This is a genomic window from Azospirillum sp. UENF 111221 (assembly GCF_058780625.1).
The window spans coordinates 574,945-588,744 of record NZ_JBSNCH010000005.1; the positions used below are offsets into that span (position 1 = coordinate 574,945).

Here is a 13,800-nt window from a genome sequence, read left to right on the forward strand (position 1 = left end):
ACGACTGCCCGCCATGCATACCCAAGATATGTTCCGCAGGCGCCTCTATGTCGATTGCGGGGAGCCGCGTTATAGTCCGGCCATGACCGAAGATCAGCCCCACATCCTGGTCGTCGACGACGACACCCGCCTGCGCGAACTCTTGCGCAAATACCTCGCCGGCAACGGCTTTCTGGTCAGCACCGCCCGCGACGCCGCCGACGCGCGGGCACAGCTGGGCGGGCTGGCCTTCGACCTGCTGGTGCTCGACATCATGATGCCGGGCGAATCGGGGCTGTCGCTGACCGAATCGCTCCGGCGCGAGCGGGACCTGCCGATCCTGCTGCTGACCGCGCGGGACGAGCCGGACGACCGCATCGCCGGACTGGAGGCCGGAGCCGACGACTATCTCGCCAAGCCCTTCAACCCGCGCGAGCTGCTGCTGCGCATCAACTCCATCCTGCGCCGGCAGGCGGCACGCCCGCCAGAACCGACGGCGCCGCCAGCTGCTCCGGTCCGGCTCGGTCCCCTCACCTACATGCCCGACCGGGACGAGTTGCGCCAGGGCGACGAGGTGATCCGCCTGACCACGGCGGAGGCCAGCCTGCTGCGCATCCTCGCCACCTCGCCCGGCATCACCTTCACGCGCGACGAACTGACCGAACGCAGCAAGGTCGCCGGCAATGCCCGCACCGTCGACGTCCAGGTCACGCGTTTGCGCCGCAAGATCGAGGCCGACCCGCGCGAGCCGCGTTACCTCCACACTGTCCGCGGCGAGGGGTATGTGCTGAGGCCCGATCCGTGACCGCGAGCGGACAGGCCGGAGCCGACAATGCTGCGGCTAGGCGGGCGGCGGCCCGCCGGGCCGAGCGGCGGCGGCGTACACCGTTTCTGAAGAGGTTCCTGCCGCGCACCCTGTTCGGCCGGTCCCTGCTGATCATCGTCACGCCGGTGATATTGGCCCAGGCGGTGGCGACCTGGATCTTCTATGACCGCCATTGGGACACGGTGACGAACCGGCTTGCCTATGCGGTCGCCGGCGACATCGCCACCGTCATCGCCGTGCTGGAACACGACCCGACGCCGGAGGGTCGCGACTGGACGCTGGCCACCGCCGCCCGCACCACCGACCTGATCGTCACCCTGGAGCCTAGCCAGATCCTGCCGGAGCAGCGCCGCCAGCAGAGCGGCCTGCTCGGCGGCCTGCTGGAACGTACGCTGGGCAAGGCGCTGGAGGACCGGGTCGGCCGTCCCTTCACCATCAACACCCGCGTTGCCCATGAATGGTACGAGATCCGGGTGCAGATGGCCGACGGCGTGCTGTCGGTGATGTCGCCGGAGCGCCGGCTGTTCACGCCCACCAGCTACATCTTCATCCTTTGGATGGTCGGATCGGCCATCGTGCTGTTCGCCGTTGCCATCCTGTTCATGCGCAACCAGATCAGGCCGATCAAGCGGCTGGCAATCGCCGCCGATGCGCTGGGCAAGGGCCGCGACGTCTCGAACTTCAAGATGGAAGGGGCGACGGAGGTACGGCAGGCTGCATCCGCCTTCCTGCTGATGCGCGAGCGCATCCAGCGGCAGATCAACCAGCGCACCGAGATGCTGGCCGGCGTCAGCCACGACCTGCGCACGCCGCTGACCCGGATGAAGCTGGCGCTCGACATGATCGAGGATCCCGACCTCGACCCCGAGGTGGAGGAGTTGAAGGCCGACGTCGCCGAGATGGAGGAGATGATCGAGGGCTACCTCGCCTTCGCCCGCGGCGAGGGGACCGAGGCGGTGCAGCCGACCGACCTGACCCGCCTGCTGAACGAGGTCGCCGCCGGTGCCCGGCGCGAAGGAACCGAGGTGACGCTGACCGCACCGGAGGGACTGTCCCTCCCGCTGCGGCCCAATGCGGTCCGACGCTGCATCGCCAACCTGCTGGTGAATGCCGGCCGCCATGCCGGCAGCGCCTGGGTCAAGGCGGACCGGAAGGATGGCGTGATCGAAATCACCGTGGACGACGACGGCCCCGGCATTCCCGCCTATCTGCGCGACGACGTGTTCAAGCCCTTCTTCCGCGTCGACAGCAGCCGCAACCTCGACACCGGCGGATCCGGCCTGGGGCTGACCATCGCGCGAGACGTGGCGCGCAGCCACGGCGGCGACATCACGCTGGACGACAGCCCTTACGGCGGCCTGCGCGCGGTGATCCGGCTGCCGATCTGATGCGATGGGGTGTTTCCATGAAAAAGCCCGCCTTCATTCAGGCGGGCAATTCATGTCATGCAATGACTGCCTCGTCCCCCACCCTCCCTACGTGCAGTAATGCGCAGGCAGGAAAGGTGGGAACGGGGGCAATGGACGAGCGCGTGGTTACTGGTTCGCCGCCGCCGCGACGACATTGGCGCCGGCAAGCTCGCCGCCGATGCCGTTGTTCAGCGCCCAGATGGCGGCCTGGGTGCGGTTGGAGGCGTTGATCTTGCGCAGCAGGCTCTTCAGGTGAACCTTCACGGTGGCTTCCGTGATGTTCAGATGATTGGCAATCATCTTGTTGCTGTCGCCGTTGAGCAGGCAGCGCAGGATCTGCACTTCGCGCTGCGACAAGCCCTTGCGCGACACCGGCATCTCGGTGCCGTTGCCGTTGACGCGGCCGGAGATCAGCAGAGCCGCCAGATGGGTCGGGAACACCTTCTCGCCCATCATCACCAGCTTCAGCGACTGGGCCAGTGCGTCGGACGACAGATCCTTCATCAGATAGCCGTCGGCACCGGCTTCCAGCGCGTTCGCCAGGCGGCGGGTGCACAGGTCGCTGGTCAGAATGACCAGCCGGGTTTCCGGCAGCAGAGCGCGCAGGCGGCGCATGCCGTCGGCTTCCTCGTCGCCGCCATTCTGCAGGTCAAGAAGGACCAGCTGGGGCCGAATGCCGTTCTCAACCGAACCCAGCGCCTCCCGCAGGTTTCCCGCCTCGGCGACGATCTGGAAGGGCGAATTGTCGAGCAGGCGCTTCAGCCCCTCGCGAAACAGCTTGTTCGAGTCGATAAGAAAAGCGCGCACTGAGTTCATCGTCCGCTCCCGCAATTTTGGTCGATCGTCATGACGTCGTGGCCAGGGTGAAGGCCGTTGTACAGAGGAAGGTCCCGACGCATTGGCGATTTGGCGATTACCCCTCGATAGCTTCGGCAGGCCGTTATTTAGGGGGAGGTTACCCCCGTGTCGTGTCCTACGGTACCACTCTCCGGAGTTAAAAGAAGAACGCATTGGGCATATGCGCAAAGCCTCTCCAAGATTTCCGGATCCAAAGATATCACAGCAGCGAACATTGTTATGCGCAAAGGAATTAACTGTTTTGTTAACCACCACTTATTTGCGTATGAGCGTATCTCCTAAGCAATCAATGCCGCAAAATTCTCACACCGGGTTGCTCCGCTCTCTGCCGAGAGGATGACGCCAACAGATACCCCGGATGGAGCATCCGTACTTTCGGCATAGAAGATGCCGCCGCCATCGTCGTAGCCTTGACCCTGCCCGGTCGCGCATGCGCATTTCCGCCGGCTTCCGCCACCCGGCGGAGAGAGGATGAGGACAGGATGGGCTGGCAGATCATCGCCGCCGCCATGGCGGGCTATCTGGTGCTGCTGGGACGCAGTGCCTGGAAACAGGGCGAGTTCCGCCAGTACCTGCGCAGCCTCGCCATCGTCGCCACCCTGTGCGCCCTGCTCGCCGGCGCCGTCGCCCTGGCGATGCTGCTGGACGGAGCATAGGGCACATCGCCAGCCCCTTCTCCGACGGTCCACAAACGAAAAGGGCGCCGGCGGTTTCCCGCCGGCGCCCTTTTGTTGCCCGCAGCCGATCAGCTGAGCGGGATCGCCACGAAGCGCAGGTCGCCCTTTCGGTCGACCAGCAGCAGCACCGACTTCTTGCTCTGCTCCTTGGCCTTCTGGACCTTGGCGGTCACGTCCTCGGGCTTGCGGACCTCTTCCTGGCCGACCTCGATGATGACGTCGCCGGCGCGCAGACCCTTTTCCGCCGCGGTGGAGTTGCCCGCCACGTCGGTGATGACCACGCCCTTCATGTCGGGCTTGATCTCGTACTGCTGGCGCAGCTCCGGGGTGATGGCGGTCAGCTTCATGCCAAGGGATTCGGTCGGCTTCTGGGCCGGGGCCTTGTCCTTCGGCTGCTGCTTCTCGTCCGGACCGGCGGCGAGCAGACCCTGCTCCTCCGCGGCCTCAAGCTCGCCGACCTTGACCTGGACGGTCTGCGACTTGCCCTTGCGCCAGACTTCGACCGGAACAGCCTTGTCGATGGAGGTTTCGGCGACGACGCGCGGCAGGCGGCGCATCTCGTCGATTTCGCGGCCGTCGAACTTGGTCACGACGTCGCCGGCCTGGATGCCGCCCTTGGCGGCCGGGCCGTCGGGGGTGACGGAGGCGACCAGAGCGCCCTTGTGGCCGGGCAGGCCCAGGCTTTCGGCGATCTCCGGCGTGACCGCCTGGATGCGCACACCCAGCCAGCCGCGGCGGGTCTTGCCGTAATCCTTCAGCTGCGCCACCACCTGCTTGGCGAGGTTGGACGGAATGGCGAAGCCGATGCCGACCGACCCGCCCGACGGCGAGAAGATGGCGGTGTTGATGCCGATGACCTCGCCGTTCAGGTTGAACATCGGGCCGCCGGAATTGCCGCGGTTGATCGAGGCGTCGGTCTGGAGGAAATCGTCGTACGGGCCGGCGTCGATGTTGCGCTGGCGCGCCGAGATGATGCCGGCGGTGACCGACCCGCCCAGGCCGAACGGATTGCCGATGGCCAACACCCAGTCGCCGACGCGCATGGCGTCGCTGTCGCCGAAGGGAACGGCGACCAGCGGATGGCTGGTCTTGATCTTCAGCAGGGCGAGATCGGTCTTGCTGTCCTTGCCGACCAGTTCCGCCTTGATGTTGGTGTCGTCCTGCAGGATGACGGTGATCTCGTCGGCGTCCTGAACGACGTGGTTGTTGGTGACCACATAGCCGTTCTTGGCGTCGATGATGAAGCCGGAACCGAGCGACGTCGCCTTGCGTTGCGGCTGGTCCTGCTGCTGCTGGCGGTCGAAGAAGTCCTTGAAGAAATCCTCGAAGGGCGAGCCCGGCGGGAACTGCGGAATCTCCGGCCGCTGGCCCTGCGGACGCTGCGGCGCGTTCTGGCTGGTGGAGATGTTGACGACCGCCGGCAGCAGCTTTTCCGCCAGATCGGCGAAGCTGCCCGGCGCATTGCGGTTCGGCGTTGCAGCTTGAGCCTGGGCCGGAGCGGCAGCGATGCCGCCCATCACGGCGCCGCCGGCCATGACCGACGTCATGCCCCAGACGATGGCTGCGACCAGCGGCCGGACGCCCGCCTTGCGAGGCCGGGCCTCGGCCACGGCGCCGCGCGTGGCGGGTTCGAAGTTGGGTATGCGAATCAACGTGCTCTCCCTACCAGACGTCCGGCCGATTCCATGGACGGGAGCGGCCGCCCAGTTCTGGGCCATATATGTGTTGGGCCAAGAGTATGGCCGCAAGATGGCGTGCCGGTCCAGTCGGCACCAGTGGAAAACTTAAGGCCTGAGTTTTCTTTTGAACTCTTGCTGCGGACCGTCGGTCCAGTGGCTCGCCCGGCCCGACAGCACTGCGGCCGGACCGGGAGAAACCCCGGTCCGGCCGCAAGCCGTTTCGACCCTGTCGCGCGGCGTTACTGCGCCGGAGCGGCCGGAGCAGGGGCCGGAGCCGGTGCGGCAGCAGGTGCCGGGGCACCACCGCCGACCTGCGGGCCGGCGCCGTTGAAGTAACGGAAGAATTCGCCGGTCGGCGACAGCACCATGGTGGTGTCGTTGCCGTTCAGCGACTTCCGATAGGCTTCGAGCGACCGGTAGAAGCCGTAGAAGGCGGGGTCCTGCGAGGTCGCCTCGGCGATCAGCTTCAATGCGCTGTTGTCGCCTTCACCGCGCAGGATTCTGCGCATCGCGCTGGGCCTCGGCGATGATGACCGTGCGTTCGCGTTCGGCGCGCGACTTGATCTGCTGCGACTGTTCCTGGCCCTGGGCGCGGGCCTCGGACGCTTCGCGTTCGCGTTCGGAGCGCATGCGGGCGAAGATCGACTGGCTCGTCTCTTCCGGCAGATCGGCGCGGCGGATGCGGACATCGACGATCTCGATGCCGAAGCGCTTGGCCTCGTCGTTCACCTGCCCCTTGATGTCCGTCATGATGCGGGCACGCTCGTCCGACAGGACGGCCAGCACCGTGACGTTGCCGAGCACGCGGCGCAGGGCGGAGTTGACGATGGAGTTCAGGCGGGTTTCTGCCACCGCCTCGGTCCCGGCGGTCTGGTAGAAGCGCAGCGGATCGTGGATGCGGTAGCGGGCGAAGGCATCGACATCCAGGCGCTTCTGGTCGGCCAGGATGACCTGCTCCACCGGCGGGTCGAGGTCGAGGACGCGGCGGTCGAGCAGCCGGACCTCCTGGATGAAGGGGATCTTCATCTTAAGGCCCGGATCCTGGATCACCCGGCGCGGCTCGCCGAACTGCAGGACGAGCGCCTGCTGGGCCTCGTTGACGGTGAACAGGGCGGACGACGCGACGACGCCGAGGGCGACGATGGCGATACCGGCGATGGCGAGGGTGCGTTTCATGATGCGATCCTCCTCACTGGCCGGACATTGACGGATTCTGGGGCAGCGCGGACAGCGGCTGCGTTCTGCGTGCCGGAGCGCGCCCCCCCCTGGCTGGACGGGGCCTGGCGCGGCGCCTGCTGCTGCGGAGCCGGCGTAGCGTTCGGGGCCAACTGGTTCAGCGGCAGGTAGGGCACGACGTTCTGCGCCGAACCCTCGATGATGATCTTGTTCCGGCCGCGGAAGATCTCCTCCATGGTCTCCAGATACATGCGCTTGGAGGTGACGTCCTTGCTCAGCGCATAGGCCTCGTAAACCTTGCGGAAGCGGTCGGCGTCGCCCTGCGCCAGGCTGACAACCTGCTCGCGGTAGGCCGAGGCCTCCTGCACCAGCCGCTCCGCCTCGCCGCGGGCGCGCGGGATGATGTCGTTGCGGTAGGCTTCCGCCTCGTTGCGGGCGCGTTCGCGGTCGGCACGGGCACGCTGCACGTCGTTGAACGCGTCGATGACCGGCTGCGGCGGGTCGGCCTTCTGCAACTGTACCTGGGTGATCTCGATGCCGGCCTGATACTCGTCCAGCATGGTCTGGAGAAGCTGGCGGGTCGAGGTTTCGATCTGCTGGCGGGCCTCGGTCAAAGCGGGCTGCAGGTCGGTGCGGCCGATGACTTCGCGCATGGCGCTCTCGGCGGCCTTCTTCACCGTCACTTCCGGCTCGCGGATCTTGAACAGGAAGTTGCCGGCGTCCTTGATGACCCAGAACACCGTGAAGTCGATGTCGACGATGTTCTCGTCGCCGGTCAGCATCAGCGACTCGTCCGGCACGTCGCGGTCGTTGCGACCGCCGCCGACGGAGGACCGGTAACCGACCTCGATGCGGTTGACGCGCGTCACCTTGGGCAGCAGCACCGTCTCGATCGGCGACGGCAGGCGATAGCGCAGGCCGGGCTGTTCGGTGCGGGTCCACTCGCCGAAGCGCATGACCACGCCCTGCTCGTCCGCCTCGACGCGGTAGATGCCGCTGGCGAGCCAGATCAGGCCGAGCACGCCGGCGACCAGCGCCACGCCGCGGCCGCTGCCGAAGCCGCCGGGCATGGCACGCCGCAGGCGGTCCTGGCTCCGCCGCAGAAGATCCTCAAGGTCGGGAGGCTGCGGGCCACCGCCACCGCCGCCATTTCCTCCGCCCTGGGGACGGCCCCACGGGTTGCCCGGGCCATTGTTGCCCGGCGGGGGACCCCAGGGGCCGCCACCTCCGCCCCCACCTTGATTGTTCCACGGCATCCGACTCAGTCCCCCTCTGCGATTTGTCCCATCATGTGGAAGCGCAATGGCTTAAGGCCCGCGCATCCCTTTACCGATCTCGTCCGTCGGTCCTATAGTCCCCCATACCCTTCGGCAAGGATTCCACCAACGGATATCCGCCAATATCGGGAAGACAGCGGAGTTTTCAACCATGGCGCAGATCAGCGAAGCTCAAGTCATGCAGGCGCTGAAGACCGTCATCGACCCGGACCGGGGCGGCGACATCGTCAGTTTGGGCATGTTGTCGGGCCTCGTGGTGCGCGACGGGCATGTCGCTTTTTCCATCGAAGTGGACCCCAAGCGCGGCGCGCAGGCCGAGCCCCTGCGCCATGCCGCCGAGAAAGCGGTCGATGCTTTGCCCGGCGTCCTTTCGGTCACCGCGGTACTGACCGCCCATCGCGCGGCGCCGCAGGGTGCGGCACAGAGCCACACGCATTCGCATGGTGGGCAGCACAGCCACTCCCATGGTCATTCCCATGGAGGGGCACCGCAGGGTGCCCCGCAGAACGATCCGCAGAAGCCGCTGGTCCCCGGCGTGAAGGCCATTGTCGCGGTGGCGTCCGGCAAGGGCGGCGTCGGCAAATCGACCACCTCGGCCAATCTGGCGCTGGCGCTGGCGGCGAACGGGCTGAAGGTCGGCCTGCTCGACGCCGACATCTACGGCCCGTCGATGCCGCGCATGATGGGCATTGCCGGCCGGCCGAACAGCCCCGACGGCAAGCGGCTGGAGCCGATGGAGAATTTCGGCATCAAGGTGATGTCCATGGGCTTCCTGGTCGCCGAGGACACGCCGATGATCTGGCGCGGGCCGATGGTGATGAGCGCGTTGCAGCAGATGCTGCGCGACGTGAACTGGGGCACGCTCGACGTGCTGGTGGTTGACATGCCGCCCGGCACCGGCGATGCCCAGCTGACCATGGCCCAGCAGGTTCCGCTGGCGGGTGCGGTGATCGTCTCCACCCCGCAGGACATAGCCTTGCTGGACGCCCGCAAGGGGCTGAACATGTTCCGCCGCGTCGATGTACCCGTGCTGGGCATCATCGAGAACATGAGCTATTTCTGCTGCCCCAACTGCGGCCACCGCACCGACATCTTCAGCCACGGCGGCGCCCGCAAGGAAGCCGACGATCTGGGCATGGAGTTCCTCGGCGAAATCCCGCTTCACCTGTCGATCCGCGAGACCTCCGACCAGGGCCAGCCCATCGTGGTGTCGCAGCCGGACTCCGAGCATGCCCAGGCCTATCGCCGGATCGCGACGCGCCTGTGGGAGAAGATCGGCGGCGGCACCGGCGGCCGTGCGGCACCGCGCATCGTCGTGCAGTGACCGGTCAGGGGTGGGGGGTCGCCTCCCACCCTGTCCCGTTCATCCGTAGCGCCGCAACGCCTCCACCGTCAGCCCCAGGCCGACGGAGCCGAAGATGTTGCCCTCCACCACCCGTGCCCCCGGCGCCTCGGCCAGGATCGCCGCGCGCACCTGGGGCAGAAGCGTGGAGCCGCCGGTCAGGAACACCGCGTCGATGCGGTCGGCGGTCACGCCCGCGTCGGCCAGACAGTCGCGGATGCGCGTGCCGATGCGCGCCGCCAACGAGCCGGTGGCGCGGTTCAGCGCCGGACGGTCCACTGCCAGCGACAGATCGCCGTCGCCCCAATCCAGCGCCAGCTGCGTCGCCTCATGGTCGGACAGGGCGATCTTGGTACGCTCCACTGCCATCGCCAACGCATGGCCCTGGCGATGTTCGACCACGCCGATCAGGCGCCCGATCTTCTCCGGCTCGGCGGAATTGCGATGCAGGCGCTCCAGTTCGGCCATCGCCTTGGCGGTGTAAAGGAAGTTGATCTTCGACCAGGTCGCAAGGTCGAAATAGATGCTCTTCGGCGCCAGCAGCCCGGCACGCTTCATGGCGCTGCCCAGCCCCAGCTCCGGCATGGCGGTGGCGAGGCTGAGGTCGCGGTCGAAATCGGTGCCGCCGACGCGGATGCCGTCGTTGGCCAGGATGTCGCCGGCCCGGTCGGCCTTGCCGCGCCGCTCCGGCCCGATGCGCACGACCGAGAAGTCGGAGGTGCCGCCGCCGATGTCGGCGATCAGCGCCAGTTCCTCGCCTGCCACCTGCTGCTCGTAATCGAGGGCGGCGGCGATGGGCTCGAACTGGAAGGAGACGTTGCGGAAGCCGGCGGCCCGCGCGATCTGGCCCAGCGTCTCTTCCGCCGCGGCATCGCCGGCCGGGTCGCCATCGACGAAATGGACCGGGCGGCCGACCACGACGTCGCCCAACTCGCCGCCCAGCGCCTCCTCCGCCCGCTTCTTCACCAGATCGAGGAAGGTGCCGATCACCGCGCGGAAGCTGATGCGGCCCTTGCGGAGTGCCGTGTCGGCATCGATCAGGTCGGTGCCGAGCATCGACTTGATCGACCGCATCAGACGCCCCTCCACGCCGGACACATAGCCGTCGATGGCGGCCTGTCCGATGGTGGTGCGATCATGTTCAAAGTCGAAGAACACCGCGGTCGGCAGGGTCGTCCGCGTACCGTCCAGCGCCAGCAGCCGGAAGCCGTCCGCATCCTGCACGCCCAGCGTCGTGTTCGAGGTGCCGAAATCGAGCCCGCACGCCGTCATGTCCCGCCTCCTGCCCGGATGACCGGTGCGGCCAGCCGCCGCACCGGAAAAGGGGCGAGCGTATAACGGCTCCCGACCGCCGGATCAAGCACCCTGCCGATCGATCGTCACATCTGGCGCATCGCCCTGCCCGCCAGAGGACGGCTGGCCAGCACCACCGGCAACAGGAACAGGGTCAGGTTGGTCCAGGAGAAGGCATGCCCCTGCCCCTCCACCCTGCCCCGGCCTCTCCCCCTGCCGCGCTCCGGCTGCCGCTCCATCCAGCCGCCGCTTGCGCCCTGAAATTCGGGCATGGCCGCCAGCACGCCGCCAGCCGTGTCGGGGGCGGAGCGGTTCTCGAACATGTCGCGCTCGATGGTGTGAGCGAGCGCCCGCTCGGTCATCTGCGGCGCCATGGCGTTGCCGACGGCGGCGAGACGCCCCTCGGCGCCGACGAACAGCTCGCGCTGGGGATTGGCCGCCAGCGACAGGATGGCCGCGGCGACCTCCTCCGGCGGATGGATCGGGTTCAGCGGCTTGATTGCCCGGCCGGTGTAGTTGGCGGCATGCTGCCACAGCGGGGTGTCGATGGAGGCCGGCATGACCATGCAGACATGGATGTCAGGCTCGTCCACCAGTTCCTGCCGCAGGGATTTGGAGAAGCCGCGCACGGCGAATTTCGCCGCGGTGTAGGGGGTGGCATAGCGCTGGCCGATGTTGGACACCATCGACGCGGTGTTGATGACGATGCCCTCCCCGCGGTCGAGGAAATGGGGCAGCACGGCGCGGCAGCCATGGACCATGCCGAAGAAGTCGGTGCGCACCACCTGCTCGAACACTTCGTCGGGGATGTCCTCGAAACGGCCGAAGGCGATGACGCCGGCATTGTTCACCCAGACGTCGATGCCGCCGAAGGCCTGGATGGCACGGTCGGCGAGAGCCTGCATCGCGCGCTGGTCGGTCACGTCGGTCGGCACCACCATGGCCCGGCCGCCGGCTTCGATGCACTCCTCCGCCACCTCGTGCAGGGCCGCCATCCGCCGGGCGGCCAGGATCACGGCTGCCCCCTGGCTGGCGAACTCCAGCGCGGTCGCCCGGCCGATGCCGCTGGAGGCGCCCGTGATGACAACCACCTTGTCGCTCATAACGCTGCCCGGCCGCTTCGCCATGACCGCCGTCCTTTCATCAAAGTTTCTCAGGGCAAATTCCTTGCTGTTGCGCCGTACAACAGCGCCGGGGCCGGAAAATTTCGGACGTGGGTCGACCGCAGCGCATGCGAATTCCCCGCTGCCGGTGTGGAGATGCGGAGGCGAACCGGCTACAGTCACATGTCCTTGTTAAGGATTTCGTCCTCAACCAGTGTGGAGCGGGCGCGGTGCCGGCGAGAGAGCTTGACGTGAAGGGGCTGCATTGCCCGTTGCCCATCCTGCGCACCCGCGCCCTGCTGAACGGAATGGCCGCCGGGGAGGAGCTGGTGGTCTACGCGACCGACCCGGCCTCCGTCATCGACTTCAAGCATTTCTGCAACACGACCGACAACGCTTTGCTGTCGCATGAAACCCAGCCCGACGAAATCCACAAGACGGTCTTCGTCTACCGCATCCGCCGCGGCGTCTGAGGCGTCCCTCGCCGCCCGTCCGCCGTCCCGCGAAAGGTCCATGCCCAGATGCCGCTTCCCCCCGCCATTCTGCCGCCCCTGCGTCCCGGCGCCGTCATCCATGGGCCCGGCTCCCATGGCGTCGACACGCTGCTGGACGGCTTTTCGGCGGAGTTGAAGCGGCGCGGATTCCGCGTCGGCGGGCTGGTCCAGCGCAACCACGGGCCGGGCGACGATTGCGCCGAGCGGATGGAACTGGTCGATGTCGCCACCGGCCACGCCTATGACATCACCCAGAAGCTGGGCCGGGAATCGCAATCCTGCCGCGTCGATCCGACCGGCGTGGCGGAGGCCAGCCAAGCGATCCGCAATGCCGTCGCGTCGGGTGTCGACCTGCTGGTGGTCAACAAGTTCGCCGGGCTGGAATCGCATGGCGACGGGCTGTCGGACGAGCTGCTGGCCGCCATCGCCGAGGGCATTCCCGTGCTGACCAGCGTCGGCAGCCGCTATCTCAACGAATGGCAGACCGCGACCGGCGGCTTCTGCGACCTGCTCTCCCCGGTGGCCGATGCGCTGTGGCGCTGGTGGGGACCGCAGCGGATGTACCAGGATCTGGTGCAGGGCGTCGCCGATGCCGACGTCCGCCGCGTCGTCACCGGCGACAAATGGGTGGTGGTGGAAACCGCCGATGGCCTCGGCGTCGCCGCAAGGCAGGCGCCGGCGGCAAAGGGCGCAGCAGCGGGCGCTGCAGAGGACAATGCGCAGCGCTGGACCGGGCGGGGCCTGCGCGACCTCGCCGCCATGGCCGCTCAGTCCTGGGATCCGCTGGAGATCGCCGTCGGCGTCGCCGCACTGAACGCGCATTACAACCGGCCAGACGTGACCGGCGTCCCCGGCAACGGGCTGGACCTGTTCGCCTCGGTCGAGGGCCGGGTCGTGGTGATCGGCGGCTTCCCGCAGCTTGCCCGCCGCCTGCCCCGAGCCAAGGTGATCGACATGAACCCGCAGGAGGGCGAATACCCCGAGGCTGCCTGCGACTGGCTGCTGCCGGGCGCCGATGCGGTGGCCATCACGGCGTCGGCCTTCGCCAACCGCACCCTGCCCCGCCTGCTGCGGGTTTCGGCGGGAGCGGAGGTGGCGATGGTCGGCCCCGGAACGCCGCTGACCCCGCGCCTGTTCGATTACGGGATCCGATCGCTGGCCGGTTTCGTCGCCATCGACCGCGAGGCGGTGGTGCGCACCATCGCCGGCGGCGGCGGTTCGCGCGATTTTCATCCCCATGGCCGGATGGTCACGCTGCACCGGCCACCCCACTCTTAACTGAACAAGAATACCGGAGGAGTTGAGATCCCATGGCCGATCTGGACCACCAGACCCGCATCGAACTGGAAGCCGCCGCCTTCCGCGGTCTGGTCGAACATCTGCGCAAGCGCACCGACGTGCAGAACATCGACCTGATGAACCTCGCCGGCTTCTGCCGCAACTGCCTGTCCAAGTGGTATGCGGCGGCTGCCAAGGAGCGCGGTGTCGAGCTGTCCGACGAGGATGCCCGCATCGCCGTCTACGGCATGCCCTATTCCGAATGGAAGCAGAAGCACCAGAAGGAAGCCTCGCCCGAACAGCAGAAGGCGTTCGAGGATACCAAGCCGCTGCACGCCGAGATCAGCGGCCACCGGTAAGTCCCCATATCCTTCACCATGCCCCCTTCCCGCGCCGATGCACGGAGAAG

Annotated in this window: 12 protein-coding genes and 1 pseudogene; 7 read left to right on the plus strand and 6 right to left on the minus strand. The window is 67.4% G+C overall.

The features are described from left to right. Window positions 1–82: 82 nt before the first annotated feature. Window positions 83–784, plus strand: a complete 702-nt coding sequence (locus ACWPN3_RS17120) for a response regulator (RefSeq protein ID WP_492240591.1) — start codon at window positions 83–85, stop codon at window positions 782–784. Next, window positions 781–2,193: an ATP-binding protein gene (locus ACWPN3_RS17125; protein WP_109449136.1), complete on the plus strand. Its 1,413-nt coding sequence runs from the start codon at window positions 781–783 to the stop codon at window positions 2,191–2,193. Before ACWPN3_RS17120 ends, ACWPN3_RS17125 begins: the two co-directional genes overlap by 4 nt. 147 nt (window positions 2,194–2,340) lie before the next feature. Here ACWPN3_RS17125 and ACWPN3_RS17130 read toward each other — a convergent pair whose 3' ends face one another. Next, window positions 2,341–3,030, minus strand: coding sequence for a LuxR C-terminal-related transcriptional regulator (locus ACWPN3_RS17130; protein WP_492261609.1), 690 nt, complete (start codon window positions 3,028–3,030; stop codon window positions 2,341–2,343). Between the two features lie 524 nt (window positions 3,031–3,554). On the opposite strand from ACWPN3_RS17130, the gene ACWPN3_RS17135 reads away from it, so the two are divergent. After that, a complete protein-coding gene (locus ACWPN3_RS17135; protein ID WP_492240592.1) occupies window positions 3,555–3,728 on the plus strand; it encodes a hypothetical protein in 174 nt (57 codons plus the stop codon). Between the two features lie 89 nt (window positions 3,729–3,817). Here the strand turns inward: ACWPN3_RS17135 and ACWPN3_RS17140 are convergent, their stop codons facing one another. The 3 genes and pseudogenes from ACWPN3_RS17140 to hflK form a co-directional block, all read right to left on the minus strand. Next, a complete protein-coding gene (locus ACWPN3_RS17140; RefSeq protein WP_247872838.1) occupies window positions 3,818–5,467 on the minus strand; it encodes a DegQ family serine endoprotease in 1,650 nt (549 codons plus the stop codon). 200 nt (window positions 5,468–5,667) lie between these two features. Beyond that, a pseudogene (gene hflC / locus ACWPN3_RS17145) lies at window positions 5,668–6,604 on the minus strand (protease modulator HflC). Continuing rightward, window positions 6,601–7,860 (minus strand): FtsH protease activity modulator HflK, encoded by a 1,260-nt coding sequence (gene hflK / locus ACWPN3_RS17150; RefSeq protein ID WP_492261610.1) that lies wholly within the window; start codon window positions 7,858–7,860, stop codon window positions 6,601–6,603. The pseudogene hflC and the gene hflK overlap by 4 nt, the downstream one beginning before the upstream one ends. Window positions 7,861–8,032: 172 nt before the next feature. Between hflK and apbC the strand changes: the two genes are divergently transcribed. Continuing rightward, the gene (apbC, locus tag ACWPN3_RS17155) at window positions 8,033–9,205 is read left to right on the plus strand and encodes an iron-sulfur cluster carrier protein ApbC (protein WP_492240593.1); all 1,173 of its coding nucleotides are present in this window, start codon (window positions 8,033–8,035) and stop codon (window positions 9,203–9,205) included. A 39-nt stretch (window positions 9,206–9,244) separates the two neighbouring features. Here the strand turns inward: apbC and ACWPN3_RS17160 are convergent, their stop codons facing one another. Together ACWPN3_RS17160 and ACWPN3_RS17165 are read right to left on the minus strand one after the other, a co-directional pair. Then, the gene (locus tag ACWPN3_RS17160) at window positions 9,245–10,495 is read right to left on the minus strand and encodes an Hsp70 family protein (RefSeq protein WP_492261611.1); all 1,251 of its coding nucleotides are present in this window, start codon (window positions 10,493–10,495) and stop codon (window positions 9,245–9,247) included. A gap of 107 nt (window positions 10,496–10,602) precedes the next feature. Then, complete coding sequence (locus ACWPN3_RS17165) at window positions 10,603–11,643, minus strand: SDR family oxidoreductase (RefSeq protein ID WP_492261612.1); 1,041 nt, start codon at window positions 11,641–11,643, stop codon at window positions 10,603–10,605. Window positions 11,644–11,849: 206 nt separating this feature from the next. On the opposite strand from ACWPN3_RS17165, the gene ACWPN3_RS17170 reads away from it, so the two are divergent. Genes ACWPN3_RS17170 through ACWPN3_RS17180 form a run of 3 tightly spaced genes read left to right on the plus strand, consistent with a single transcriptional unit; the run spans window position 11,850 to window position 13,750 of the window. Beyond that, window positions 11,850–12,092 (plus strand): sulfurtransferase TusA family protein, encoded by a 243-nt coding sequence (locus ACWPN3_RS17170; RefSeq protein WP_109096606.1) that lies wholly within the window; start codon window positions 11,850–11,852, stop codon window positions 12,090–12,092. Between the two features lie 48 nt (window positions 12,093–12,140). Continuing rightward, the gene (locus ACWPN3_RS17175) at window positions 12,141–13,391 is read left to right on the plus strand and encodes a DUF2478 domain-containing protein (protein WP_109096607.1); all 1,251 of its coding nucleotides are present in this window, start codon (window positions 12,141–12,143) and stop codon (window positions 13,389–13,391) included. A 32-nt stretch (window positions 13,392–13,423) separates the two neighbouring features. Further along, on the plus strand, window positions 13,424–13,750 hold the full coding sequence (locus ACWPN3_RS17180) for a DUF1244 domain-containing protein (protein WP_109096608.1): 327 nt from the start codon (window positions 13,424–13,426) through the stop codon (window positions 13,748–13,750). Window positions 13,751–13,800: the final 50 nt, after the last annotated feature.

Coding starts and splice junctions, on each gene's coding strand:
- ACWPN3_RS17175 (WP_109096607.1), top strand. CDS start 12,141: ATGCCGCTTCCCCCCGCCATTCTGCCGCCCCTGCGTCCCGGCGCCGTC.
- ACWPN3_RS17135 (WP_492240592.1), top strand. CDS start 3,555: ATGGGCTGGCAGATCATCGCCGCCGCCATGGCGGGCTATCTGGTGCTG.
- ACWPN3_RS17180 (WP_109096608.1), top strand. CDS start 13,424: ATGGCCGATCTGGACCACCAGACCCGCATCGAACTGGAAGCCGCCGCC.
- ACWPN3_RS17165 (WP_492261612.1), bottom strand. CDS start 11,643: ATGGCGAAGCGGCCGGGCAGCGTTATGAGCGACAAGGTGGTTGTCATC.
- ACWPN3_RS17140 (WP_247872838.1), bottom strand. CDS start 5,467: ATGGCCCAGAACTGGGCGGCCGCTCCCGTCCATGGAATCGGCCGGACG.
- ACWPN3_RS17130 (WP_492261609.1), bottom strand. CDS start 3,030: ATGAACTCAGTGCGCGCTTTTCTTATCGACTCGAACAAGCTGTTTCGC.
- hflK (WP_492261610.1), bottom strand. CDS start 7,860: ATGCCGTGGAACAATCAAGGTGGGGGCGGAGGTGGCGGCCCCTGGGGT.
- apbC (WP_492240593.1), top strand. CDS start 8,033: ATGGCGCAGATCAGCGAAGCTCAAGTCATGCAGGCGCTGAAGACCGTC.
- ACWPN3_RS17120 (WP_492240591.1), top strand. CDS start 83: ATGACCGAAGATCAGCCCCACATCCTGGTCGTCGACGACGACACCCGC.
- ACWPN3_RS17160 (WP_492261611.1), bottom strand. CDS start 10,495: ATGACGGCGTGCGGGCTCGATTTCGGCACCTCGAACACGACGCTGGGC.